The 25,354-nt window shown below is 35.3% G+C and carries 20 protein-coding genes and 2 tRNA genes; 10 read left to right on the forward strand and 12 right to left on the reverse strand.

Annotation, left to right across the window (positions count from 1 at the left end; all coding sequences use genetic code 11):
* From ACRD62_RS17435 to ACRD62_RS17445, 3 genes are all read right to left on the reverse strand, one after another.
* Window positions 1–148: GIY-YIG nuclease family protein (locus ACRD62_RS17435; protein ID WP_430821436.1), on the reverse strand; the 148-nt coding region annotated here is incomplete at its 3' end.
* 53 nt (window positions 149–201) lie between these two features.
* Window positions 202–274 (reverse strand) — tRNA-Phe (locus tag ACRD62_RS17440).
* A 105-nt stretch (window positions 275–379) separates the two neighbouring features.
* A tRNA-Phe gene (locus ACRD62_RS17445) sits at window positions 380–455 on the reverse strand.
* Between the two features lie 177 nt (window positions 456–632).
* On the opposite strand from ACRD62_RS17445, the gene ACRD62_RS17450 reads away from it, so the two are divergent.
* Genes ACRD62_RS17450 through ACRD62_RS17460 form a run of 3 tightly spaced genes read left to right on the forward strand, consistent with a single transcriptional unit; the run spans window position 633 to window position 3,043 of the window.
* The gene (locus ACRD62_RS17450; protein ID WP_430821388.1) at window positions 633–1,853 is read left to right on the forward strand and encodes a M16 family metallopeptidase; all 1,221 of its coding nucleotides are present in this window, start codon (window positions 633–635) and stop codon (window positions 1,851–1,853) included.
* Window positions 1,854–1,855: 2 nt separating this feature from the next.
* Complete coding sequence (locus tag ACRD62_RS17455) at window positions 1,856–2,500, forward strand: O-methyltransferase (RefSeq protein ID WP_430821389.1); 645 nt, start codon at window positions 1,856–1,858, stop codon at window positions 2,498–2,500.
* 48 nt (window positions 2,501–2,548) lie between these two features.
* Complete coding sequence (locus ACRD62_RS17460) at window positions 2,549–3,043, forward strand: flavodoxin (protein WP_430821390.1); 495 nt, start codon at window positions 2,549–2,551, stop codon at window positions 3,041–3,043.
* On the opposite strand, the gene ACRD62_RS17465 is transcribed toward ACRD62_RS17460, so the two are convergent.
* Window positions 3,044–3,295, reverse strand: coding sequence for a hypothetical protein (locus tag ACRD62_RS17465; RefSeq protein ID WP_430821391.1), 252 nt, complete (start codon window positions 3,293–3,295; stop codon window positions 3,044–3,046). It lies immediately after the preceding gene.
* 189 nt (window positions 3,296–3,484) lie between these two features.
* Between ACRD62_RS17465 and ACRD62_RS17470 the strand changes: the two genes are divergently transcribed.
* Entirely contained in the window at window positions 3,485–4,195 is a 711-nt protein-coding gene (locus tag ACRD62_RS17470) for a YebC/PmpR family DNA-binding transcriptional regulator (RefSeq protein ID WP_430821392.1), read from the forward strand.
* A gap of 54 nt (window positions 4,196–4,249) precedes the next feature.
* Here ACRD62_RS17470 and ACRD62_RS17475 read toward each other — a convergent pair whose 3' ends face one another.
* Window positions 4,250–4,846, reverse strand: coding sequence for a helix-turn-helix domain-containing protein (locus ACRD62_RS17475; protein ID WP_430821393.1), 597 nt, complete (start codon window positions 4,844–4,846; stop codon window positions 4,250–4,252).
* A 2-nt stretch (window positions 4,847–4,848) separates the two neighbouring features.
* The gene (locus tag ACRD62_RS17480; protein ID WP_430821394.1) at window positions 4,849–5,673 is read right to left on the reverse strand and encodes a hypothetical protein; all 825 of its coding nucleotides are present in this window, start codon (window positions 5,671–5,673) and stop codon (window positions 4,849–4,851) included.
* A gap of 219 nt (window positions 5,674–5,892) precedes the next feature.
* Between ACRD62_RS17480 and ACRD62_RS17485 the strand changes: the two genes are divergently transcribed.
* Together ACRD62_RS17485 and ACRD62_RS17490 are read left to right on the forward strand one after the other, a co-directional pair.
* Window positions 5,893–7,263, forward strand: a complete 1,371-nt coding sequence (locus ACRD62_RS17485) for a dipeptidase (RefSeq protein WP_430821395.1) — start codon at window positions 5,893–5,895, stop codon at window positions 7,261–7,263.
* 303 nt (window positions 7,264–7,566) lie between these two features.
* The gene (locus ACRD62_RS17490) at window positions 7,567–9,756 is read left to right on the forward strand and encodes a glutamine synthetase III family protein (protein ID WP_430821396.1); all 2,190 of its coding nucleotides are present in this window, start codon (window positions 7,567–7,569) and stop codon (window positions 9,754–9,756) included.
* 72 nt (window positions 9,757–9,828) lie between these two features.
* On the opposite strand, the gene elbB is transcribed toward ACRD62_RS17490, so the two are convergent.
* Window positions 9,829–10,485 (reverse strand): isoprenoid biosynthesis glyoxalase ElbB, encoded by a 657-nt coding sequence (gene elbB / locus ACRD62_RS17495; protein ID WP_430821398.1) that lies wholly within the window; start codon window positions 10,483–10,485, stop codon window positions 9,829–9,831.
* Between the two features lie 75 nt (window positions 10,486–10,560).
* Here elbB and thpR point away from each other — a divergent pair, with 75 nt between their 5' ends.
* Window positions 10,561–11,142, forward strand: coding sequence for an RNA 2',3'-cyclic phosphodiesterase (gene thpR, locus ACRD62_RS17500; RefSeq protein ID WP_430821399.1), 582 nt, complete (start codon window positions 10,561–10,563; stop codon window positions 11,140–11,142).
* Here thpR and ACRD62_RS17505 read toward each other — a convergent pair.
* The 5 genes from ACRD62_RS17505 to ACRD62_RS17525 all read right to left on the reverse strand — a co-directional run bounded on the left by ACRD62_RS17505 (window position 11,132) and on the right by ACRD62_RS17525 (window position 19,183).
* Complete coding sequence (locus ACRD62_RS17505; protein ID WP_430821400.1) at window positions 11,132–12,976, reverse strand: alpha-amylase family glycosyl hydrolase; 1,845 nt, start codon at window positions 12,974–12,976, stop codon at window positions 11,132–11,134. The genes thpR and ACRD62_RS17505 overlap by 11 nt on opposite strands.
* 166 nt (window positions 12,977–13,142) lie before the next feature.
* Complete coding sequence (locus tag ACRD62_RS17510) at window positions 13,143–15,455, reverse strand: family 65 glycosyl hydrolase domain-containing protein (RefSeq protein ID WP_430821401.1); 2,313 nt, start codon at window positions 15,453–15,455, stop codon at window positions 13,143–13,145.
* A 68-nt stretch (window positions 15,456–15,523) separates the two neighbouring features.
* Complete coding sequence (gene pgmB, locus ACRD62_RS17515) at window positions 15,524–16,180, reverse strand: beta-phosphoglucomutase (RefSeq protein WP_430821402.1); 657 nt, start codon at window positions 16,178–16,180, stop codon at window positions 15,524–15,526.
* Window positions 16,181–16,194: 14 nt separating this feature from the next.
* The gene (locus tag ACRD62_RS17520) at window positions 16,195–17,595 is read right to left on the reverse strand and encodes an MFS transporter (RefSeq protein WP_430821403.1); all 1,401 of its coding nucleotides are present in this window, start codon (window positions 17,593–17,595) and stop codon (window positions 16,195–16,197) included.
* Window positions 17,596–18,154: 559 nt separating this feature from the next.
* Window positions 18,155–19,183 (reverse strand): LacI family DNA-binding transcriptional regulator, encoded by a 1,029-nt coding sequence (locus ACRD62_RS17525; RefSeq protein WP_430821404.1) that lies wholly within the window; start codon window positions 19,181–19,183, stop codon window positions 18,155–18,157.
* Window positions 19,184–19,714: 531 nt separating this feature from the next.
* Here ACRD62_RS17525 and ACRD62_RS17530 point away from each other — a divergent pair.
* From ACRD62_RS17530 to ACRD62_RS17540, 3 genes are read left to right on the forward strand one after another with little or no spacing between them, the layout of a single operon-like run.
* Entirely contained in the window at window positions 19,715–22,654 is a 2,940-nt protein-coding gene (locus tag ACRD62_RS17530; RefSeq protein WP_430821405.1) for a SusC/RagA family TonB-linked outer membrane protein, read from the forward strand.
* A gap of 19 nt (window positions 22,655–22,673) precedes the next feature.
* Window positions 22,674–24,296 carry a RagB/SusD family nutrient uptake outer membrane protein gene (locus ACRD62_RS17535; protein ID WP_430821406.1) on the forward strand — a complete coding sequence of 541 codons (1,623 nt, stop codon included), beginning with the start codon at window positions 22,674–22,676 and terminating at the stop codon, window positions 24,294–24,296.
* 11 nt (window positions 24,297–24,307) lie between these two features.
* A complete protein-coding gene (locus tag ACRD62_RS17540; protein ID WP_430821407.1) occupies window positions 24,308–25,348 on the forward strand; it encodes a SusE domain-containing protein in 1,041 nt (346 codons plus the stop codon).
* Window positions 25,349–25,354: the final 6 nt, after the last annotated feature.

Here is a 25,354-nt window from a genome sequence, read left to right on the forward strand (position 1 = left end):
ATACCCAGTCATTGGTAAATTTGGTTGATGAGTTTGAGAAAAAGCCAGAGTTGTGCTGTTCAATTCTTAACTTTAGGTTTTGAGTTTGACCAATATAAAATCTGTCAAATTTCTCAGAATAAATTATATAAACGTGGTATTTGACCATGACTAAAAATACAAAAAAAAAAGGTTGACTTCTTTCGAAATCAACCTTTTAAGTGGTGCCACCTGGAATCGAACCAGGGACACACGGATTTTCAGTCCGTTGCTCTACCAACTGAGCTATGGCACCTTGTTATTTCTACCGAAGTAAAAATAACGAACAATAACCCTTTACCCTTTAATATTAGTTCTGTCCTCACAGAACTAACAAACCCTAAAATCAGTCTCTCAAGACTGGTGGTGCCACCTGGAATCGAACCAGGGACACACGGATTTTCAGTCCGTTGCTCTACCAACTGAGCTATGGCACCATTCTTTAAAAATCCCCATTTTTCGGGGCTTTCAGGAGCATTTCGTTCAAATGCGGTGCAAATATACGGAAAGATTCTTTACTACAAAATCATTTTTGAAAAATTACTTTTTCTTTTTTTGATGAGGTGTGCTAATTTACTTGATATTTAGTAATTTTGCGCCTCATAAATTTTTTAATGGAATATCAGAATTTCACTTTGCCAAATGGCATTCGCATAATTCATAAGCAGGATAAGTCACATGTAGGGTATTGTGGGTTGATCATAAATACCGGATCGAGAGATGAGGAAGAAAAAGAACATGGTATGGCTCATTTTATTGAGCATGTTGTGTTTAAAGGTACCAAAAAAAGAAAGGCTTATCATATTTTAAGCAGGTTGGATGACGTTGGAGGAGAATTAAACGCTTATACAACCAAAGAAGAGACATGTATTTACGCCTCTTTTCTGAAACAGGATTTTCAACGAGCCATTGAATTAATTCATGATATTACTTTTAATTCGGTTTTTCCGGCTAAAGAACTGGAAAAAGAGAAAGAGGTGATTGTTGATGAGATTAATTCATATAAGGATAGTCCGGCTGAATTGATATATGATGAATTTGAAGAAATGGTGTTTGCCAATGATCCAATGGGTAGAAATATATTAGGTACGCCTAAACATTTGAAGTCATTTGGAAAAAAACACATTCAGCAGTTCATTGATCGTAATTACAATACCGATCAGATGGTGTTTGCCAGTGTTGGTAATGTATCATTCAAAAAAATTGTAGCCTGGGCTGAAAAATATCTGGGTACAGTACCTACAAATCTGAGACAGTACAATCGGCCTGAGGTGTGTAAGTATATTCCTAAATCTTTGACAATTGAAAAGGATACCCATCAAAGTCATGTAATCATCGGGAATGTTGCTTACGATTTTAATAACCCCAGTCGATTACATCTTCATTTGTTGAATAATTTATTGGGTGGGCCTGGAATGAATTCAAGATTGAATATGGCATTGCGCGAAAAAAATGGAATTGCATATAATGTTGAGTCGAGTTATACACCTTATTATGGAACCGGAATTTTTTCGATATACTTTGGAACCGATCCGGAAAATCTTTATCGTTCCTTTTCAATTATTGACAGAGAGTTAAAGAAATTAAAAACGAAAGAATTAGGATCGCTGCAACTTCATAAAGCTATAAGGCAATTAAAGGGACAGATGGCTATTTCGGCTGACAATCGTGAAAACCTGATGTTGAATATGGGTAAAAGCTACCTTTTGTACGATCAGGTCGATAGTCTGTATGATGTGTATAAGAAAATTGATTCAATCACAGCTAAAGATTTGCTCGATATAGCCAATGAGATACTGGCAGATAATCAATTGTCGTATTTAATTTATCAGTAGAAATGGATTATTCTATAGAACTGGAACAATATATTTTAGATCATATAGACGAGGAAAGTGATGTATTAAAAGAGCTTAATCGTCAGACCCATATAAAGATGCTACAGCCACGTATGTTGAGTGGTCATGTTCAGGGACAGATTCTGAAGATGTTGGTGCAGATGATTGCTCCGTTAAATGTACTTGAAATTGGAACATTTACAGGTTATTCTGCTATCAGTATGGCACAAGGTCTGGAAAAAGAAGGAGCACATATCGATACCATTGAAATTAATGATGAACTCGAGCCATTTGTTGTTCCTTTTCTTCAAAAATCAGGTTTTGATAAAAAAATCACCATGCATATTGGGGACGCCTTGGATGTTATTCCAAAGCTTGAAAATAAATATGATTTAGTATTTATGGATGGTGACAAACGCGTCTATCCACAGTATTACGATTTAGTTTTTGATAAATTGAATCCTGGTGGCTATATTCTGGCAGATAATATATTATGGGATGGTAAAATAGTTCAGGAATTAAAAAAGAATGACCGTTATACTAAAGGAATTCTTGAGTTTAATAATAAGGTTAAGAACGATAGCAGGGTTGAAAAAGTAATACTGCCAATACGCGATGGAATTTTTATGATTCGGAAAAAAGCCTAAACTTTTTTAGGTAGAATATGTTTTCATCTAACATTAACCATTGAAATTATGAAAACTGCAATTTTTTACGGTTCATCACTTGGAAATACTCATTTTGTTGCTGAAAAAATTCAGATGCAATGGCCGGATGCTGATTGCAGATCGGTTATTGATTTGCGAAGTGATGATATTCTGAAATATGATTTTATTATTTTAGGAACATCTACCTGGGGAGTGGGTAATTTACAGGATGACTTCGAACTTTTTGTTGATTTATTATTGTCACTCGACCTGAGAGATAAAACTTTTGCTCTTTTTGGATGTGGAGATCAACAAACCTATCCCGATACTTTTTGTAATGGCATGGGTAAGCTTTATCATCTTATTGACGTAAAAGGGTGGAAGATTATTGGAGATTGGTCAACTGATGGGTACGATTTTTCTGAATCAGAAGCAGTGATTGATGATCGTTTTGTTGGTCTTGCTTTGGATGAAGATAATGAACCGGATATGAGTGATTACCGAATAAAGCATTGGGTTGCTAAATTACAGCAAGAGTTGTAATCAGGTGATTAATTTGTCAAGGTCCTGTTTTTCAAAAAGAGTAGGATAGTCTTCTAGAAAGTTTTCCATAACGATACGCATAACGGCCTCTCTCATAAATTTAGACTTATTGCCAATTTTGTACTTTTTGCAGTAAATTTCTATTGCCTGGTTCTCTTTGTCGTTCAGTAAAAAGGTGGCCTTGTGTTTTCTAATCAAAGCCTTATCGCGATTTAATATAGCTAATTCCTTCTTCTTGTCTATTTTAGTCATGCACTCATTCGCTTATGCTTCACAAAAATAGTAAAATACCTGCTATCTGAAAATTTCAATCGCTTTACCTGCCAGCAGAAATCCGACACCTGTGGTTTTTGAGTCAATAAATTTATTTTTGGAGTTTAAAAATTAAAAAATCAAACTTAAATTTGCATTTTTATTTAATACATCATTAATAATATATAAATGGGACGCGCATTTGAATATCGTAAGGCCACCAAGTTAAAGCGCTGGGGAACGATGGCCAAGACTTTTACAAAGATTGGAAAGCAAATTACAATGGCTGTTAAGCAAAGCGGCCCTGACCCGCAAAGTAATTCTCGTTTGCGTGTGTTAATGCAAAATGCCAAGGCTGCCAATATGCCAAAGGATAATGTGGAAAGAGCTATAAAAAAAGCTACTGCACATGATTCAGGTGATTTTAAAGAAATTGTTTACGAAGGATATGGACCATTCGGAACAGCTTTTATGGTTGAAACTGCTACTGATAACACTACCCGTACTGTAGCTAATGTTAGAAGTTACTTTAATAAATATGGAGGTTCGTTAGGAACAACTGGCTGTGTTGACTATATGTTTGAACACCAGTGTAACTTTAAAGTAGTTATGAAGGAGGGAATAGATCTGGAAGAGCTGGAACTGGAAATGATCGATTGTGGTATTGATGAGATTTTCGAAGATGAAGGATCTATCATGATTTATGGTGGTTTTGAATCATTCGGACCGATACAGAAATATCTGGAAGAAAATGGGTTTGAAATCGAAAAGGCTGAATTTGAGCGTATTCCTCAGGATACAAAAGAATTAACTGAAGAGCAAATGGTTGAAATTGATAAACTCTTAGCTAAATTTGAAGAAGACGATGATGTAACTAACGTTTTCAATAATATTAAGTAAGTTATCACTCAAAATATTTTGAAAGGCGGTAATCGAAATTCGGTTATCGCCTTTTTATAGATAATCAATCATGTTGAGTTGAATCAGTTCATTGATGATGTCTATAATTTCATTCATGTTTTCGTTTGGGATAGATGCTTTGTCTGAAATTTCTTCAATCGTTAAATACTGTCCGTCGGGGAAAGGCAGGTTGTAAAGAAAAAGTCCCTGGTGGGTTGTCAGGTGAATTTTCTTTTCTTTTCTATTTCTGTTTGAGCCAGAAACAATGGTAACACTACTGAATAATTTACCATTCCTTGCCAATGAAAATTGCATACCTGCATTTTGTTTTTCCCGAATTCTTACAGTTTTTATCCATTCAGTTTCTGTGTTACCAAACTCTTCCTCCAAATCGAGAGTAAATTGTATTTTGCTATGTGCTAGTTCGTAACGAAAGTATGGTCTTTTGCCTTCGTTCACCTCTTTTTTCGATAATATTTCAAGTTCAGACAAGGCCTCCAGAAATTCCTGTATTGTTTGAATGTGAAGTCCCAGTCTGGAAGCTGCTTCAGATGCAGATATCGTTTTGTAATTTATTAATAACCTGAATATGTCTTTTGCAAAACTCTTCGAAAGGTAATTGCCTAATATGGCCGCTTTTTCAAATTTCATAATTAGGAAAATAAACCAATTTTTACCGAATTTAATCTGTCTAAAATTCTAACCTTACTGCCATTCATATAAAAATCGGCAAATGTTATCATTAATTTACCTAATGATTCACACAGGTTATCAAAGGCAAGATCATCCCTGTAATCCAGATAATCTTTTTGAGAGATATGAACTGATACTTCACCATCAAAATCAAAAGCTATCCAGGTTTCTTTTAAATAATCGAATCCTGGGTTATATAAAATGGGATATTCTTCACCCATCTTAACCGGAACTAATACTATTCTGTTGGATTCAACATAGGTCATGCAAACCAGTATTTTTTTCAGGTAGTTTCCAAAATCTATCAAATCATATTTCGAATAGTTAACCTTGCCTGCTGGACGTGGCCTCTCTGTGTAGGAAGCGGAGCCTTCTTCAACATCCCATGCAGCTAATTCCATTATTTCCCTTCCTCTGTATTTAAGTTTTTTCTGAAAAACAAGATACATCAGCCAAAACAAGAAAATGTATACAAAAAGTAATCCCAGTTTAAATTCAATATTGAAGGATGGGGCAGGACCATTTAAATTTTCAGGCACCTGAATTGAAAGCATTACCAGACCAAGGGTAAGTAAATAGAAGGTACTTATCAGTAAATAGTAATTGTTTGTTTTATAAAACGACCAAAATCCGAAGAGAAATGCATAAATAATCATAAGAATTCCCAGGATCTTAAATGCTGTTTGGAGGTTAAAAACAATCAAACAAAAAAAGAAAACAATAAACGATACGATGGCAGGTACTAATCCTTTAATACTTCTGTCTGGTTTTAACTTGCGTGTCATGACTTTATAATTTAAAAATTATAAACTATATTATTAATGAACTATATAAATTTAATACTATATGATTAGTCTTGTCAATATATAATTAGAGTTATTTAGAGTTGAAAAATTATTTAGAATAATTTTAAAGAAGGTGTCAGAATATGAGATAAGTCCTAGGATGTTCTGTTTGATATTCTTAATTTTCAGGTTTTAGAAATAACAAGTAAACCAAATAATATGCAAGACTTAAAACAATACATTGAAGATAATAAACAACGGTTTCTGGATGAACTGTTTGAATTAATTCGTATACCTTCAATTAGTTCCATTGCTGATCATAAACCTGATATGATGAAGGCTGCGGAACAATGGAAAAAGATATTGCTGGATGCGGGTGCTGATAAGGCAGAAATAATGGAGACAGAAGGGAATCCGGTTACTTATGGAGAAAAGATTATTGATCCTTCGTTTCCAACTGTAATGGTTTATGGTCATATGGATGTAATGCCGGTTGATCCAATCAGCTTATGGGATACACCGCCTTTCGAACCTGAAGTACGCAATGGTAAAATCTATGCACGGGGTGCAGATGATGATAAAGGGCAAGCGTTTATGCATGCAAAAGCTTTTGAATATTTGGTTAAGACCAATCAGTTGAAATGTAATGTTAAGTTTTTAATTGAAGGCGAAGAAGAGGTAGGATCTCCAAATCTCCCAAAGTTTTGTGAAACAAATAAGGATATGTTGAAATCAGATGTTATACTGGTTTCAGATACAGGAATGATAGCGCCGGATGTTCCTACGATTACAACCGGACTTAGAGGATTGGCATATTGGGAGGTTGAAGTTACCGGTCCAAATCGTGATTTACATTCAGGATTATTTGGTGGTGCTGTGGCCAATCCAATTAATGTGCTGGCTCGTATGATTACTCAAATGGTTGATAAGAATGGACATATAACCATACCTGGTTTTTACGATGATGTAATTGAGGTATCTACTGAAGAAAGAGCTTTGATGGCAAAGGCTCCGTACAATCAGGAAGAATATAAAAAGGCCCTTGATGTTAAAGAACTTTATGGAGAAAATGGTTATACAACCAATGAACGCACGGGCATTCGTCCTTCTTTTGATGTATGCGGTATTTGGGGAGGCTATACCGGTGAGGGTGCAAAAACCGTATTGCCATCAAAAGCCTATGCAAAAATTTCCTCGCGTTTGGTTCCCGATCAGGATCATGAGAAAATTGCCGATCTCTTTATCAATCATTTCGAATCGATAGCTCCGGATTATGTAAAAGTTAAAGTGAAATCATTACATGGGGGACAGGCTTACGTTTGTCCGATTGATGTGCCAGCATATAAGGCTGCAGAAAAAGCATGCGAGACAGTATTTGGAAAAAAACCAGTGCCTGTTCGTAGTGGAGGGTCTATTCCAATCATATCAACTTTTGAACAAATTCTTGGTGTAAAATCTGTATTAATGGGATTCGGGTTGGAATCTGATGCCATTCATTCTCCAAATGAGAATTTTTCGTTGGAACAATTTTACAATGGCATTGAAACAATTCCTTATTTCTATAAATATTTTGCAGAAATGAATAAGTAAGTTATAATTTTTATCCCTTTAATTAAAAAAGGGTTTTTGAAATTATTCTAATAATATTTGAAAGTCATCTATCTGTTTTATAGGGTGGATGACTTTTTATTTATAAAAGAAATGAATTTATAATGTTGGTTTAATTACGGGGTTATTTCTTTATTCTTTCAAAAAAATATCTGTTTTGCTTGTAAAATGAAGCTTTTTTATATTGAAAAATAAAAAATTATCAAATTTGACCCTAAAAATGATGGTGATATGATAAAAAAATCTATTTTTGCTCCTGCTAACTCGATAAAAAATTAAGCGAATATGGCAAAACTTAGATTTCAAGCTCTTGGTGAGTTAATGAACAGGGAAGCAAAGCAAGTTGTGTTCCCATCGGCAAAGGCAACCGATTACTATGGAGAATTAGTATTTAACATGGATGCCATGTCAAAGTATCTTGGTAAAGATGCTTATAAAGCAGTAAAAGTAGCAATTGATAAGGGAGAATCAATTGACCGTAAGGTTGCTGATACTGTAGCTTCAGGTATGAAAGCTTGGGCAATGGAGCGTGGTGCTACACACTATACTCACTGGTTCCAGCCATTAACAGATGGAACTGCTGAAAAGCATGATGGTTTTATTGATTATGGGGACAATGGTAATATGATTGAGTCGTTCTCAGGTAAATTATTGGCTCAGCAAGAACCAGATGCATCTTCATTCCCATCAGGTGGTATTCGTCAAACTTTCGAAGCTCGTGGGTATACAGCTTGGGATGTTTCTTCTCCTGCTTTTATTGTAGGTACTACTCTTTGTATTCCTACTGTATTTATTTCTTTTACAGGTGAAGCATTAGATTATAAAACACCATTCTTAAAAGCTCTTTCTGCAGTAGATAAAGCTGCTGTTGGTGTAGCTCAATATTTTGATAAAGATGTTCGTAAGGTTCACACAAACCTTGGATGGGAGCAAGAGTATTTCTTGATTGATACTGCTCTTTACCAAGCTCGTCCTGACCTTATTGCAACAGGTAGAACATTAATGGGACACTCTTCTGCAAAAGATCAGCAGTTAGATGATCATTATTTTGGTTCTATTCCAGAGCGTGTTTCTAAATTCATGATTGAATTAGAAATTGAAGCTCACCGATTAGGAATTCCTGTAAAAACTCGTCACAACGAGGTGGCTCCAAACCAGTTTGAGGTAGCTCCTATATTTGAAGAAGCTAACCTGGCTAACGACCACAACTTGTTGTTGATGGACTTGATGAAGCGTGTTGCTCGTCACCACAAATTTGAAGTTCTTCTTCACGAAAAACCATTTGCCGGAATCAATGGTTCAGGTAAACACAATAACTGGTCATTATCTACTGACACAGGAGTAGTTTTGATGGCTCCGGGTAAAAATCCAAAAGGAAACCTACAGTTCTTAACATTCGTTGTAAACGCTATTGCGGCAGTTTATAAGAGTCAGGATTTGTTGCGTGCATCTATCCTTACTTCTTCAAACAGTCACCGTTTAGGAGCTAACGAAGCACCTCCTGCAATTCTTTCAGTATTTACAGGTTCACAGATAGCTGATACATTAGATAATCTTGCTGAGAAAATTACTGATCAGAAGATGACTCCGGATGAGAAAACAGCCCTTAAGTTGGGTATTGGTCGTATTCCTGAAATTCTTCTTGACAATACAGATCGTAACCGTACTTCTCCATTTGCCTTCACAGGTAACCGTTTTGAGTTCCGTGCGGTTGGTTCTTCATCTAACTGTGCTGCTCCTTTAACAGCTTTAAGTGCTGCAATGGCTCTTCAATTGGAAGAATTTAAGAAAGATGTTGACGAGTTAATAGCTAAAGGTGTTAAGAAAGATGAAGCTATTTTCCAAACTATCAAGAAGGTTATTCTTGAGTCTAACCCTATTCGTTTTAACGGAGACGGTTATTCAGATGAATGGAAAGAAGAAGCTGCTAAGCGTGGTTTAACAAATATCACTTCAGTACCTGAATCATTAACTAAGTATCTGGATGCTAATAGTAAGAAGATTCTTTGTGAAACAGGTATTATGTCTGAGCGCGAGTTAGAAGCTCGTGTTGAGGTTGAGATGGAGAAATTCATGAAGAAGATTCAGATTGAATCTCGTACCTTAGGTGATTTAGCTATCAACCATATTGTACCAACTGCTGTTGCTTATCAAACTGAATTAATTCACAACGTTCAAGGTATCCGTGATATCTTTTCAGAGAAAGAATTCAATGAATTAGCAGCTGCCCGTAAAGAGTTGATCAGAACTATTTCAGGACACATTACGGCTATTAAAGCAAAAGTGGCTGAAATGACTGAAGCTCGTAAAAAATGTAATGTTATTGAGTCTGAGACAGAAAAAGCATTTGCTTATGACAAAGAAGTTCGTCCTTACTTAGAAAACATTCGTTACCATATCGACAAATTAGAATTAATAGTAGACAACGAAATTTGGCCATTACCAAAATATCGTGAACTATTATTCTCTAGATAGTTTTAAAATACTACAAATAAAAAACGCATCGAGATTTATCTTGATGCGTTTTTTTATGGTTTAAATTAAATATTATATCATTTCAAGAGTTGCCTTTACAACATTTTCGGCTCCTTCGGCAATTTGAATAATGTTAGCATCAAGCATATAGCATGGTGTTGTTGCAATTTTATTAACAGTGTCAATAACAACTTCTCCATGGTTAGTTGGTTTGTGTATGGCTCCCATTTTTTCTATTGCATCAGCAGTTCCTTTATCTTCGCCAATTGTTACTTCAATTTTTCCTAATGCTTTGGCAACTACGGCAGGTGCAATACATAAGGCACCAATAGGTTTTTTTGCAGCATGAGTTTCCTTGATGACTCTCATTGTTTCTTCTTCAACACTACTTTCAGCTCCTTCAAAAGCAAAGGTGCTTAAGTTTTTAGCTGCTCCAAACCCTCCTGGCATTAGTATGGCATCAAAATCTTCAGCTTTATAGGAATCTAGAGGTTGAATAGCGCCTCTTGCTATTCTGGCTGCCTCAATCATTACATTGCGTGTCTCATTCATTTCGTCACCAGTAATATGATTGACCACGTGGTGCTGTTGAATATCAGGAGCGAATATTGTGTATTCGGCTCCGTGTTTAGCAATGGCTAACATGGTAAATACTGATTCGTGTATTTCGGCACCATCAAAAACACCGCAACCAGAAAGTATAACAGCTATTTTTTTTGTATCTGACATGTTTTGTATTTTTAGTATTTGATATAAAATTACAATTTTTTGTTTCTAAGATCGCATAAAATACAAACCTGTTCAATGAAAAGTAAAGATGATAATGATCGTAGAATATTTATAGGGGTACCTGTTCTTTTAGAACCTGATTTCATTAAAGACTTTTCTATTCTTAAAAACGACCTGAGAAAAAACAAAATATCATGGGTTAAAAACCATTTAATGCACATCACAATTCGTTTTATTGGTGATATATCGCAAGATAAAGTGATGAAGTTAAAAGATGATTTTGTTCGATTTACTATTGATGACAAATTTGATTTAAATACAGGAGGAATTGGCGTTTTTGAATCGAACAGAATTCCAAAAGTTATCTATGTGAATGTCATTTATCATGCACCTTGGATCAAACTAAATTCAGAAGTGAATAAAATGCTTGAAAAGTATAATATTGCTTCTTCCGATAAGCAATTTACTCCTCATCTAACTTTAGGAAGAGTTAGGTTAATAAAGGATAGTAGGTCATTTCAATTAATCAAAAACAAGTTTCAACCCGGATTTAAGTTGAAGCAGAAAGATCTTAGACTTTGTTTGTATCAAAGTATACTTACAAATGATGGACCTGTTTACGAGATATTGAAATCGGTACCGTTAATTAATCTTTAAGGTGTAAGATTAATATTGACTTTGGTTCGACCAGTAAGTTTGTAAAATCATCGAACGTTGATTCGCTCACAATATCATATCCTTTTGAATATTGACCAAGGATCTCGCTGTATTTTTTATTGTCGATTCTGATAGGTTCTTCCGTATTGTTGAAAAAAACAAATGCTGCTATACTGTCCTTTTGTCTGTAATATGCATATGTTCCATCTTCAGGTGCAAATTGAATAAACTTACCAGAAAACAGTGATTTATTTTTATTTCTCCAGTTGATTGCTCGTACGGCAAAATTGTAAAATTCATTTTCTTGCGGCGAGAAGCCTCTTTGTTCAATTCCGTTTTGACTATCTCCGTCCCAACCTCCCGGGAAATCTTTACGAACAAATCCTTTTCCTTTATTAATTGATCCGTCAAGGAGCCATTCTGTTCCATACAAAACACTGGGAATACCCCGGGTTGTTAGAACATAACCCAACATCATTATGGATTGGTCAAGTTCTTTATCTGCGTTGGAAAACAGGCGGGATAATTGATGATTATCTGCCATCACAATATTACCGAATGGATTCAGGTATTTATGATCCTGAGTTAATATTGAATACATTTTCTGAAGACCCTCATTATTTTCATTGAAAACAGAAAATGCATCAGCAAGAGAATTGGCAACCGGATAATCTGTAATGTGTACCTGTTGTTTATTGAATCCTGAAGATAGGGCAATTTCCTGCCAAAAATTCAAATTTGTATCGGTAGGAGAGTGATCAGAAATGATTGAGAGATTAGGATATTCATTATGAATAGCTGTAAACAATACCTTTAAAAAATCAGGTGTATTCCGATTGATTTCATAAATCTTTAATACGTCGGCATTTGAAGTCTCAATCCACCAAATACAGTTTTGAATTAAAAGGTTTTGTAAATTCTTATCACTTTGATTCAAAACAGGCATGTTTAATTCCTGCCAGGTACCAAAGGCAATATTTTTATCGTATTCAGATGAGTAAGGATCTGTTGAAATTACCTGGTGACTGGATTCATACTTATATTCCGATTTATGAAAGAACGATTTATAGGGTGGTTTCTGACTCCAGGGATGATATTTACCTAACTGGTGCAACACCATCGTTTTAATTACCTTCAGATTATTCTGATGAAATTTCTGAATCAGGTTTATGTAATCTGAATTATTTCCTAATCGTTTATCAATATTGTAATTGTCTGTAATCCCATTTCTTTGGTATGACATCGTCATTAGGTTACTTTCAAAAACCGGAAGAAGGTCAACGCAAGTAAAACCCATATTTGAAATGTAATTAACTGCCTTTGAGATACCTGCTAAGTCACCGCCATGCACTCCCACTGGATTTAATCGATCGTTGACTTCAAAATACCCATTGATTTTATCATTTTTACTATCACCATTAACAAAACGATCGGGAACAATCTGGTATATGATATCCTCGCTGGTTAACGATTGTTGTGTATAAGGTAATCTGTCTGATAATTGAAATTCGAAAGATCCTGTATTTGCTTTTGAATCTCTGAATAGAATAGGAATTTTGCCCGGACTAGCCTGGTTTGATATTTCAATTTCAATAAACAGGTATTCGGTATTATCACCAGAATAAGTTCTGATTAATTTAACTCCGGGATAGTTAATAGTTGCAATTGCATTACCACTGAAAGGAGCATTTGCTATTAGGGTAACTGTATTATTTTTCATTCCTGTCCACCAGTTGGAAGGAGTGACTGTAACATCAATATTTTTTCCAAAAACAAGGGTTGAAAAAAATATTGAAATTAGAGTTATGATGGTTTTTCTCTCTATTCGACTCATGGTTAAAATAGGTTGAAGCACTTTTTCAATATAATCATTATGAGTGAAAAAGTAAATGATATTCCCCGGTGCAATATTAATAAAAAAAGGAGTCAATTGACTCCTTTTTTCTCGAATTGCGTTGAATTTATGACGCTTTGATACTATTATTCATTAATAAGATGCTTTATCCTACATTTATTTCAACAGTTTGCTGAGGCTCAACTTTTATTAATTGATTGTACAAATACATTTCAACAGGATTGTTTGAATGGGATGCTACAGCAACCTTTTCTTTGGAAACAATTACTTCCAGGTCATTATTCATGAAGGTAATGCGGAAAGCATATTTTTTCCATTGACCAGGTATTACCGGATTAAGATAAAGTTTACCATCATAAACTCTTTTGCCACCAAAACCTTCAACAACCGACATCCAGGTCCCGGCCATGGATGTTATGTGCAGGCCTTCATGTGCTTCGTGATTGTAATCGTCAATATCCAGGCGCGAAGTGCGTAAATACATTTCATATGCCTTATCGATCATGCCAATTTTTGCTGCCAGAATAGAGTGAACACAAGGCGACAGAGATGATTCATGAACCGTCCTTGGTTCGTAAAATTCGAAATTCCTTTTAATGGTTTCCAAATCAAACTGTTCTTCAAGTACATAAATACCCTGAAGTGTGTCAGCCTGTTTGATATAACAACTACGAAGAATTCTGTCCCACGACCAGTGTTGGTTGATTGGGCGTTGTTTTGGATCCAGATCTTTCACAAGGATATGCTCCTTATCCATGTATCCGTCCTGCTGCATGAAAACATTTAATTCTTCATTGAAAGGGAAATACATTTTGTCAACTATATCTTTCCACTTTGCAGTTTCTTCTTCTGTTTTGAACTTTGTTTTGTCAACAATTTGGTTAAAAGCATCAATATTATTCTTCTTAACAATTTCAATGGCTTCTGAAGTATACTTCATACACCAGGTTGCCATTTTATTGGTGTACCAGTTGTTATTGATATTGTTTTCGTATTCGTTGGGTCCGGTAACTCCAAGCATTACATACTTTTTCTTTTCACCCGACCAGTTAACTCGCTGACTCCAGAATCGTGATATACCAATCAATACTTCCAGCCCGTACTCTTCAAGATATTTGAAATCGTTGGTGTGACGAATGTAGTTGTGAATTGCAAAAGCAATGGCTCCATTTCGGTGAATTTCTTCAAAAGTAATCTCCCATTCATTATGGCACTCTTCTCCATTCATGGTTACCATCGGATAAAGAGCGGCACCATCTTTAAAACCAAGCTTTCCAGCATTTTCAATGGCTTTGTCTAGCTGCTTATAACGGTAAATAAGTAGATTACGTGTTACGTTTGAAGGTGCTGTTGAAACAAAGAAAGGAATGCAATAAGCTTCTGTATCCCAATAGGTGCTACCTCCGTATTTTTCTCCTGTAAATCCTTTCGGACCAACATTTAATCGTTCGTCTTCGCCTGTATAAGTTTGATTTAGATGGAAAATGTTGAAACGAATACCTTGTTGAGCTGCAATATCACCTTCTATTTTGATGTCGCTATGAATCCATTTCTGTTTCCATTCATTTTTATGAGCCTCAAATAATTTATCAAATCCTTTATCAAATCCAGCCTTGGTAGATTTTTTTGTGGCAACCAGAATATCGTTTTTACTGTAATTTAACGAGCTGGTTACTCCAGCGATTTTCTCAATTGTAAATTGCTCACCTTCTTTAATTACTTTTTCAAAACGGTTTCCTACCCAGGCTTCTTTTTTTAGAATTTCGGGTTTGATACTGATTTCTACTCCCTGAATGAAGGTTTTAACCATCATGCCAAATCCAGCCCTAAAACCCAGCTTTTTTGTTTCAGTCACCAGGTAAGCTTCGCCCGGATGTGCTTCCATTTCTAGTAGATTCCAGAATTTTTCATCGTAATTGGAATCTTCGTTTTCTACATCTCCATCAAGATATGGAGTGAATGATATTTTACCTTCAAAATTAAGAGGAGTAACCGAATAGCGAATGGCACCAACTTCTGTATCGGCCATACTAAGAAAACGTTTAGCTACCACAGCAACTTTTTTGCCATCATCCATTATGGCTGTGAACTCTCTTAAAAGGTAACCTTCCTGCATATTCAGAACTCTTCTGAAATTTTCTGTTTTACAGGTGTATAAATCCAGAAAGTGGCCATCAATCTGAACGTCAATACCAATCCAGTTTGGACTATTTAATACCTTGGCAAAATACTCAGGGTATCCGTTCTTCCACCAACCAACACGAGTTTTATCAGGGTAATAAATGCCAGCCACATAGCTGCCTTGTAATGTGGGGCCGGTATAGGTTTCTTCAAAATTAGCTCTTTGTCCCATCTTTCCATTGCCAAGACTGAAGATACTTTCTGATGATCTGTGATGTTCAGGTTTAAAACCCTCTTCTATAATGTTCCACTCATCGTGAATTAAATATTCTATCATATTGTAAGTTTTTAAGGTTTATCTGTTGATTAAAATTGTATAAACACTTAAATCAATTCTTATCGATCTTAATTTTCGAGGCTCAGTAATTTATTATAATCCATTTGATGTAATCCGTCAATTACAATGTCAGCTTTACCTAATACATCAGTTGAACCAATTCCTACGCACTTCATTTTACCTGCTTTTGCAGCTTCAACACCAGCTTCAGCATCCTCAAAAACAACACATTCTTCTGGCTTAACATTTAGTTCTTCAGCTCCTTTTAAGAATACTTCTGGATCTGGTTTGGCTTGTGATACTTTTGTGCCATCGATGATAGCTTCAAACAAATAGGTGAGTTCCAGTCGATCCAGAATAGTCATTGCATTCTTACTGGCTGAACCTAAGGCTATTTTTATACCTTTTGTTTTTAATTCTTCCAGAAATGATTTGGCTCCGGGAAGGATTTCATCTGGTTGCATTTTTAAAATGAAGGTTCGGTAGTTTTCATTTTTTTTGTCGGCAAAGCGAATCTTTTCTTCTTCAGAAAGAGTTACACCTCCAATTTCTAATAATATCTCAAGAGAAGTCATCCGACTAACTCCTTTTAATCTTTCATTGTCTTCTTCAGTAAAGTCAAATCCAAGTTCCTTAGCAAGTTCACGCCAGGCAATATAATGATACTTGGCTGTGTCCACAATTACACCGTCTAAGTCAAATAGACAAGCTTTTATCTTTCCCATAATTTCGTTTTGATTTATGACTGCAACTGATTATTCGTTTTTACAAAGTTTACGGAGATAGCACCAAGTATCATACTGATCCCTGCTATTACTATCATTGAGATGGCTTCACCATCGAACCAATATTTAATGATTGGTCCGGCTATCAATCCGCTTATAATCTGTGGACCGGCAATGGTGAAATTAAAAATACCCATAAAAACACCCATTTTATCGGCAGGTATAGAGTCCGATAAAATAGCATACGGCATTGCCAGAATAGCGGCCCAGGCAATACCAATTCCTACCATTGGGAGCAACCACATTACGGCACTTGATGGAACATCTACTTGAGTAAATAATAAGTTTAAGTGAACTAAATCTCCTCCTTTTAAAAAGAATGTTGAGATATAGGCAATTCCACCAATAAGTAATGCAAAACCGTATATTGTCTTTCTGCCAAATTTATTGGCAAGGTTTGACATTTGAGTTGAAAAAATGGCTGCAAAGAGACTATAGCCGGCAAATAAAATACCTACCCAATCTCCCGCATCCTGAGCTCCTTTGGTAGCACTCTCACCAATTGCTTCACCCCAAACATGCTGAGATACTGCCGGCGTTGTATACACCCACATAATGTAAAGTGCAAACCAGGAGAAGAACTGAACAACTGCCAGTTGAATCATTGTTTTAGGAGTTATTTTCAACAACCTAAAAAATCCAACAAAGCCTTTGTACTGCGGATCTGTTTCATTTGAATTATCCAGCCCTTTATATTCTGCATATTCTTCAGGAGGATATTCTTTTGTCTTTATAACTGTCCATATTACTGAAAGAAGCAAAACACTTCCTCCAATGTAAAAGGACCAAATTACAGAAGGTGCAACAGTTCCAGGGGCAGAAGTATTGGCAATGTTTAGACCATTGGTTAAAATAAAAGGAAGAATGGATCCCAATACAGCACCGGCATTTATCAAAAAGCTTTGAGTTGAATAACCCAGGTTTCTTTGTTCTGATGGAGTCATGTCAGCCACTAAAGCACGGAAGGGTTGCATCGTAATATTGAATGATCCATCCATTAGAGCAAACATTAGCAAACCAAATAATAAGACTGGCATAAAGGCTACAACTGCTGATGCATTGGGCATCAAAAACATTGAGACTGCCGCCACAATTGCACCCCCTAAAATATAAGGGCCACGTCTTCCAAAACGGTTCCATGTTCTGTCGCTGGCTGAACCAACAATTGGTTGAACAACCAAACCCATTAATGGGGCAGCTATCCAGAATAAAGGTAAAGAATGTAGGTCTGCTCCTAAATTTGAAAGAATTCGACTAACATTGGCACTTTGAAGTGCAAATCCCATTTGGATTCCCAGGAACCCAAAGCTCACATTCCAAATCTGCCAGAATGATAGTTTTGGTAATTTCTTCATGTTATTTATTTATCAATGTTCACGATTTCAAATTGATTTATAATTTGTGCAAGTTAGGATGATCAATTACTAAATTGATAGCCTTGAATGACAAATGTGTAATAAATCAATTACGAATTACATTCACCAAATACTTTTCGTGATTTTAATTGTTGGAAATTTCAACAGAATATTATACCGTTCTCAAAACTGATGTTTTAAGTTAAAGGTATTAGCAGGTAAGTTACTTTCACATAAATCCGATACAAATGTAATCAATATGTATAAATAAGAATTGAAAATTTGTTGCGGTTGTTTTCTGTAAGATGGTAATTTACAGTGTAAATACAGATTGCAAACGATTGCGGAAATTGTAATTCTTTTTGATTTTATTGTTAATTAAATGATCTGCTGATTTTGCAAACGATTGCGAAATTGTGCAAAAACACATTCAAGTGATATTATTTAATAAGTAGAATAGAAAAGTATAGACTATATCTCAGTTCTGATCATTAGAAAGGCTAATGCAGAATTAAAGAACAGTTTCGAAAGGATTAACTGTTATGATTGAATATTTATATTAGATTGTTTTTCCTAGTTGAGAGGATGTTCTTTCTACTAGTTCAGGTGTAAATATTTTGGTTTCAAACTCACTTTCAATGGCTGTTTCTTCGATATGGCCAATCAACAGGTTCATGGCAGCCTGACCGATAACATATCCTTTTTGTTCTACAGTAGTTAAAGGTGGATAAGCAATATCGGCAATAGGTCCGTCCCCAAATCCTACAACAGCAATGTCTTTAGGTACATTGTATCCATTCCGTTGCAGTACCTGCATGGCAGCAATGGCAGTACTGTCATTTACAGCAAATATTCCATCAATGTCACTGGCAAGACTAATAATTTCATCTTCCTTTGCAAATACAGATTCCCTGGTGTCACACTTTACTACGAGCTGATCATTGCATTGAAGCTGATGCTCTTTTAATGCGCTACAATAGCCCTCTTTTCGGTTCTTACCAATTAATAAATGTTGCGGAGCAGATAGGTGCATTATTTTTTTACATCCTTTACTAATAAGGTGCTTAGTAGCTATGCGGGCACCTTCAAAATCATCAGCAATCACTCTGTCTGTTGAGATGGCTTCGCAAATGCGGTCGAAAAAAACGATCGGGATTCCATTGTCTCTTACATTTTGAAAATGAGAGAATTCATGAGTGTTTTTGCTCATTGATACTAATATGCCATCTACCCGGTTGTCAATTAATGCCTGTAAATCAATTACCTCCCTTTGATAATTTTCGTTGGTTTGGCAAATGATGGCATTATAACCTTTACTATAAGCAATGTCCTCGATACCACTAATCACTGTTGAAAAGAAGTGGTGCACTATTTCAGGTATCACAATACCAATAGTATTGGTTTTGCTACTTCTTAAACTTAATGCCAGGGCGTTAGGGCGATAATTTACTTTCTCGGCAAATGTCTGAACCAGTTGTTTTGTTTTTGGACTAATATCTGGATGATCTTTTAATGCCCTGGAAACAGTTGATGGGGAAATCCCAAGAACTCTTGCAATATCTTTAATGGTTATCGGATGTGATTTCATATAGTATACTTGGACAATTAAGGAGTATCCTTAATAATGCTCAAAAGCTAAAGATAATAAATTTGCCTAATTTTCTTTGAGATATTAGGCGGTTTACTGTTCGAAGAGTAAAAAAGATTTGAAATTTATGTTTGTTAAACAATGTTAATCATTACAAAGCTCTGAATTCCTTCATAGAATCTCTTTGATTTTATATTGTAAACATGAAATGTTGAATGAGTTTTTTATAGAGCCCTTTCTTTGCAATCGTTTTCGATAGATTAGTGTAAAAAAAGAAAACATGTTTTATATCATAAAAATGATTTTGCAATCGTCATCGCAAACGGTTGCAGAAGCTTTAAAAGGAAAATATTGTTTTCTGATGTTAAAAAATGTTTACTTTCTCATCAAATCTTTCTATGTTTGTAATGTTATTTCAATACGATAAACACTGTTTTAAAGGTATTAGCGCAGTTGCTAACTCATAAATCCACCGAAATCCTTTAAAGCGGATATCAAATGTTTATTAATAATCAAGAAAATCTATGTTTTATGAAAAAACAGTCTAATTTGTTTAAGTTACTGTTTCTTTTTCTGGCATTATTTAGTTTTCTGAATATAAATGCACAGGAAATGACTGTTACAGGTGTTGTAACAGATGCAAGTGATGGTATGCCTTTACCTGGTGTTACTGTAGCAGTAAAAGGTACCACAACCGGAACAATTACTACTCCGGATGGAGCATATACATTGAAAGTCAGCAAAGGACAAACTCTTGTTTTCTCATTTATTGGATATAAAAATGTTGAAACAATTATTGAAAGTCAGTCTCAGATTAATATTGCTTTAGAAGAAGATGTTATTGGGATGGATGAAGTGGTAGTAATTGGTTATGGAACTGTAAAAAAAGATGATGCTACAGGTTCTGTTGTTGCCATTAGCTCAAAGGATTTTAATAAAGGTAATATCACTTCTCCACAAGATCTGTTAGTTGGTAAAGCTTCTGGTGTTTCAATTACTTCAAGTGGAGGTGCTCCTGGAAGTGGATCTACGATTCGAATCAGGGGAGGTTCTTCATTGAATGCTTCCAATGATCCATTGATAATTATCGATGGTGTACCCATTTCAAATGATAATGTAAGTGGAAGTTCTAATATTTTATCATTCATCAACCCAAATGATATTGAAACCTTTAACGTATTAAAAGATGCTTCTGCAACAGCAATTTATGGTTCCAGGGCATCAAATGGTGTAATTATCATTACTACCAAACAAGGAAAAAAAGGACAGAATTTAAAATTCTCATACAGTGGTAATGTAGCAGTATCAACACCTATAAATTATATAGATGTTTATTCTGGAGATGAATTCAGACAAATTGCATGGGATAAAAGAGAATTGTTTGATGAAGAGGTATATAACCTTTTAGGATCTGCTAATACAGACTGGCAAAAAGAAATTTTCAGAACAGCTATTTCTACAGATCATAATGTAAGTGCATCGGGAGCCTTTAAAAATCTTCCTTATCGTGTGTCTATTGGTTATACAGACCAACAAGGTATTCTAGAGAATACAGATATGCAAAGATTTACCGGATCATTAAACCTGAATCCCTCCTTCTTTAATAATTCTCTAAAATTAAATGCTAATGCAAAAATTATGAGCACTAAGCATAATTTTGGTGACGAAGGTGCTATTGGTTCAGCTATTAATATGGATCCGACTCAATCAATTAAAGATGGTAATGCCGATACTGATGGATATTTTCAATGGCCTACATATGGAGCTAATTTAGGTACTCCAAACCCTGTTGAACAGGCAATGGCAGTTGACAATAAATCAGATATCTTACGTTTTGTTGGTAACGTTCAGTTTACATACGAATTACCATTTTTATCAGGTTTAAAAGCTAATTTAAATTTAGCAACTGATTATGCAGATGGTACAGGACATAATAACAGACCTGTAACTTCACCATCGACATTAACAACGCCATTTACTGGAAAATTAAATACTTATAATAGTACAGTAAAGAATAATCTTTTAGATTTTTATTTAGGCTATAATAAGATTCTTAATGAAAATCACAGATTGGATGCGACTGCAGGTTATTCTTGGCAACATTTCGAAAGAGAAGGAGATAGTTATACTGAAGGTATTGCTGATAATGTGGCACCTGTTACGGATTCTTACATAACAGAAAATTATCTTGTTTCTTTCTTTGGTCGTGCTAACTATACTTTAAAAGAGAGATATTTATTGACAGGAACAGTTCGTTATGATGGTTCTTCTCGTTTTGCAAATAATCCATGGGGCTTGTTCCCATCAGCAGCATTTGCATGGAAAATTAAGGAGGAGTCATTCTTGCAGGATGTTGATTTTATTTCAGATATGAAACTTCGTCTGGGCTGGGGGGTTACTGGTCAACAAGATATTGGAAGCGATTATCCGGCGCAAGCTCTATATAGAGAAGCAAGAGAAGGTGCATATTATATGATTAATGGACAATGGTTGCCTACGTTACGTCCAGACTCATATGATCCGGATATTAAGTGGGAAGAGACAACAACTCAGAATATTGCTTTGGATTTTGGTTTCATGAATAATAGGCTTAGAGGTTCTGTTGATTTGTACAAACGTGTTACTGAAGATTTGTTAAATGAAGTAACCATTCCTAGTGGTAGTAACTTCTCAAATACATTGCTAACAAATGTTGGTAGTTTAGAAAACCGAGGAGTAGAAGTTTCTTTGGATTGGGTTGCTATTTCAACTCCGGATATGTCATTGAATATTGGAGCTAATTTCACTTATAATAAAAACGAAATTACCAAGTTACTTTTAACTGATGATCCTGATTATATTGGAATCCTTTATGGAGATGCCTTTACAGGACAGAAACAAGTAACAAGAGTGGGAGATGCTGCATATTCTTATTTTGTAAATAAGCAAGTATACGACACCAATGGTAATCCAATTGAAGGTATGTATGTAGATATATCAGGTAATGGAGGAACTGTTAACGGTGATAATGAAGACAAGTATTTATATCATAATCCAGCTCCTGATTATTTATTAGGATTCTCATTCCGTTTCAACTATAAAGACTTTGATTTATCGGCATCAACAAGAGCTAATATTGGCAATTACGTTTATAACCAGGTTGCTGCCGGAGCATCATATGATCAAATGCAACAAATTGGTTATTGGAAAAATATGCCAAAATATCTAAGTGAAACTCAGTTTGTAAAACGACAGTTTACCAGTGATTATTTTGTTGAGAATGCTTCATTCTTTAAGGTTGATAATATTAGTGCGGGTTATAATTTTAAAGCTTTACAAGATAAACTTGATTTAAGATTAAGTTTTACGGTTCAAAACCTCTTGACGATTACAAATTATTCCGGACTTGATCCTGAAGTAAATGGCGGTATAGATAACAATTTCTATCCAAGACCTAGAACTTTCACTTTAGGGTTAAATATGAACTTCTAATAGATAAATTTAGGTAGATATGAAAAAATATATAATATCAAGCATTTTACTTTCAGTATTGTTAATTACGTCATGTGTTAATGATCTGGATGTTAAGCCGAAAGATGAAAATGTTATTCTTTCTGGTAATTTAGGAGATGATCCTTTGTATATGCAGCAAGCCTTAGCCAAAGTATACGCAAGTTTTAACCTGGCTGGTCAAGGAGGAAGTGGAGACTTTGGTGCAGACATTTCAGCATCTGATGATAATTTCTTTACAACAATGAGAGCATTATGGAATTTGCAGGAAATTACAACAGATGAAGCAATTTGTGCCTGGGGTGATGTTGGTATTGCAGATTTAAATACACAAACATGGAGTGCTTCCAATCCGTTTTTAACAGCTCTGTATCAAAGATTAAGTTTAAGTATAACTTATGCCAATGATTTTATTATTCAGGCAGGTAAAACTGATGTGGAAAATAAGGATCAATACATTGCTGAAGCTCGATTTCTAAGGGCAATGGCCTATTATTGGTTGATGGATCTTTTTGGAAATCCTCCTTTCACAACTGAAGCTGATGGAGTAGGTAAATTTTATCCTCAGCAAATAAAAAGAGCTGATTTATTTAATTATATAGTTACTGAATTAAAGGAGATTGAGCCTGATTTAGCTGAACCAGGAACAGTTTATCCTCAAGCAGATAAAGCTGCTGCATGGATGCTTTTGGCACGTACATATTTAAACGCAGAAGTCTTCACCGGGACTGCCAAATGGGATAGTTGTAAAATTTACACAACTAAGGTTATTGATAGTAATGTTTATGATTTGGCTGATGACTATCGTCAGAATTTTAGTGCAGATAATGATTTTCCACGTAACCCTGAAATGATTTTTGCCTGGGCAGTTGACGGTGTTAATGCTCAAGGATATGTTGGTACTACATTCTTAATTGAATCAAGTAGTGATGCAGTTTATATCCGTGCAGAAGATTATCATGGTCTTACTGAAAATACTAACTGGAATGGTAATAGATCAAGAAAAGATTTCATGAATCTTTTAGTTGATACAATTGCAACTTATGGAAATGTAGCTATTCCAGCTGATGATGCAGAATTTAGTCAGGCAGCTGATGGAAGAGTTTATTTAAAACAAAAAAGAGCTATAAATATTCCTTCACCTTCTGCAAGTGGCGATTATGGTATTGGTGTTTATAAATTCACGGCTACTAACCATGATGGAACACAGGCAGATAACTACCATCCTGCATATGCATCAACAGATTTCCCTGTTTTCAGATTGGCAGATGCTTATTTGATGAGAGCTGAATCTAATCATAATTTGGGTGAGGATGGTTTGGCAGCAACAGATATTAATGTTGTAAGAGAAAGAGCATATGGTGATGAATCTGGTAATATCTCAGCTTCAGAAGTTACAGATAGATTCATTCTTGATGAAAGAGGAAGAGAATTCTATTATGAAGCTCAGAGAAGAACAGACCTTGTTCGATTTGGACAATTTACAAACGGAGACTATTTGTGGCAGTGGAAAGGTAATTCTTACAATGGGGCAATTGTGGACTCATATAGAGATATCTTCCCAATTCCAGCTGAAGAAACAGCTGCGAATCCAAATATTGATCAAAATGATGGTTACAACTAAAATCTTGAAAAATGAATAAATCAATTATATTTTTATTATTAGGCTTGTTTACCTTCTTTGTTAGTTGCGAGAAGGATGGAGATAAGGTTGTTATACTTGAGTCTCCTGTTCCGCCGGCATTAACAAGTATGCCTGATTTGAGCCTTTCCCGTGATAAGGGAGGAGATATTTTAAAATTTGCTGCAACACCTGTAGATCCTGGTTTTGTTGCTTCTGCTAACTATTATTTAGAAGCAGCAGTGGCTGGAACTGGCTTTGCTGAAATCATTTCTATTTATTCAGGAACCAGTGTTGATGATATTACAATTTCTGTTAGTGAATTAAATACAATATTATTAAAGCATTTTCCTGAGGACCAGACTTCATCTGTAGATTTTAGATTAAGAAGTCAATTGGTTGTTGATGCAGGCACTGGAGCTCCTGGTACCGGAACTGATCCTTTCGAATATATTTCAGAAACTGTAACAGAAGATGTTAGCATATTTGGGTTTATGCGACTTGATTTTATTGATTCAGGTATGGATCAAAAAATCACTTCCCCATTAAGCAATGGAGTCTATACCGGATTTGCAAAATTATCTACTGATAATGCATTTAAATTATTTGATCCAGAAACAAGCATTACATACGGAGGAAGTGCTGGTACATTGGTAGAAGACGGAAATGGCATTGTAGTAGATGAAACTGGTTGGTATAATTTTACAGCTGATATTGTAGGAATGACTTATAATCCAGAACCTTATTTCATAGGTATAATTGGCTCGGCTACTCCTACCGGTTGGGATTCTGATACTGATATGGATTATGATCCTGCTAAAGGGTATTGGTACATTAATATTGACCTTATTGGAGGTGAGTTTATTAAGTTTCGTATGAATGATGGTTGGTCATGGAATATGGGACTGGCAGAAGGTGTAACCGGTGGTTTATCAGGAGCACTGCAACAAGGAGGTGTTGGAAACGATATCCCTGTTCCTGAAACTGGCAACTATACTGTAATCTTTACGATATTAAGTGATGATGCGGGTACCTTTGAATTAATTAAAAACTAAATCGTA

It is taken from the genome of Carboxylicivirga caseinilyticus, assembly GCF_050589785.1.
Classification (GTDB): Bacteria; Bacteroidota; Bacteroidia; order Bacteroidales; family Marinilabiliaceae; genus Carboxylicivirga; species Carboxylicivirga caseinilyticus.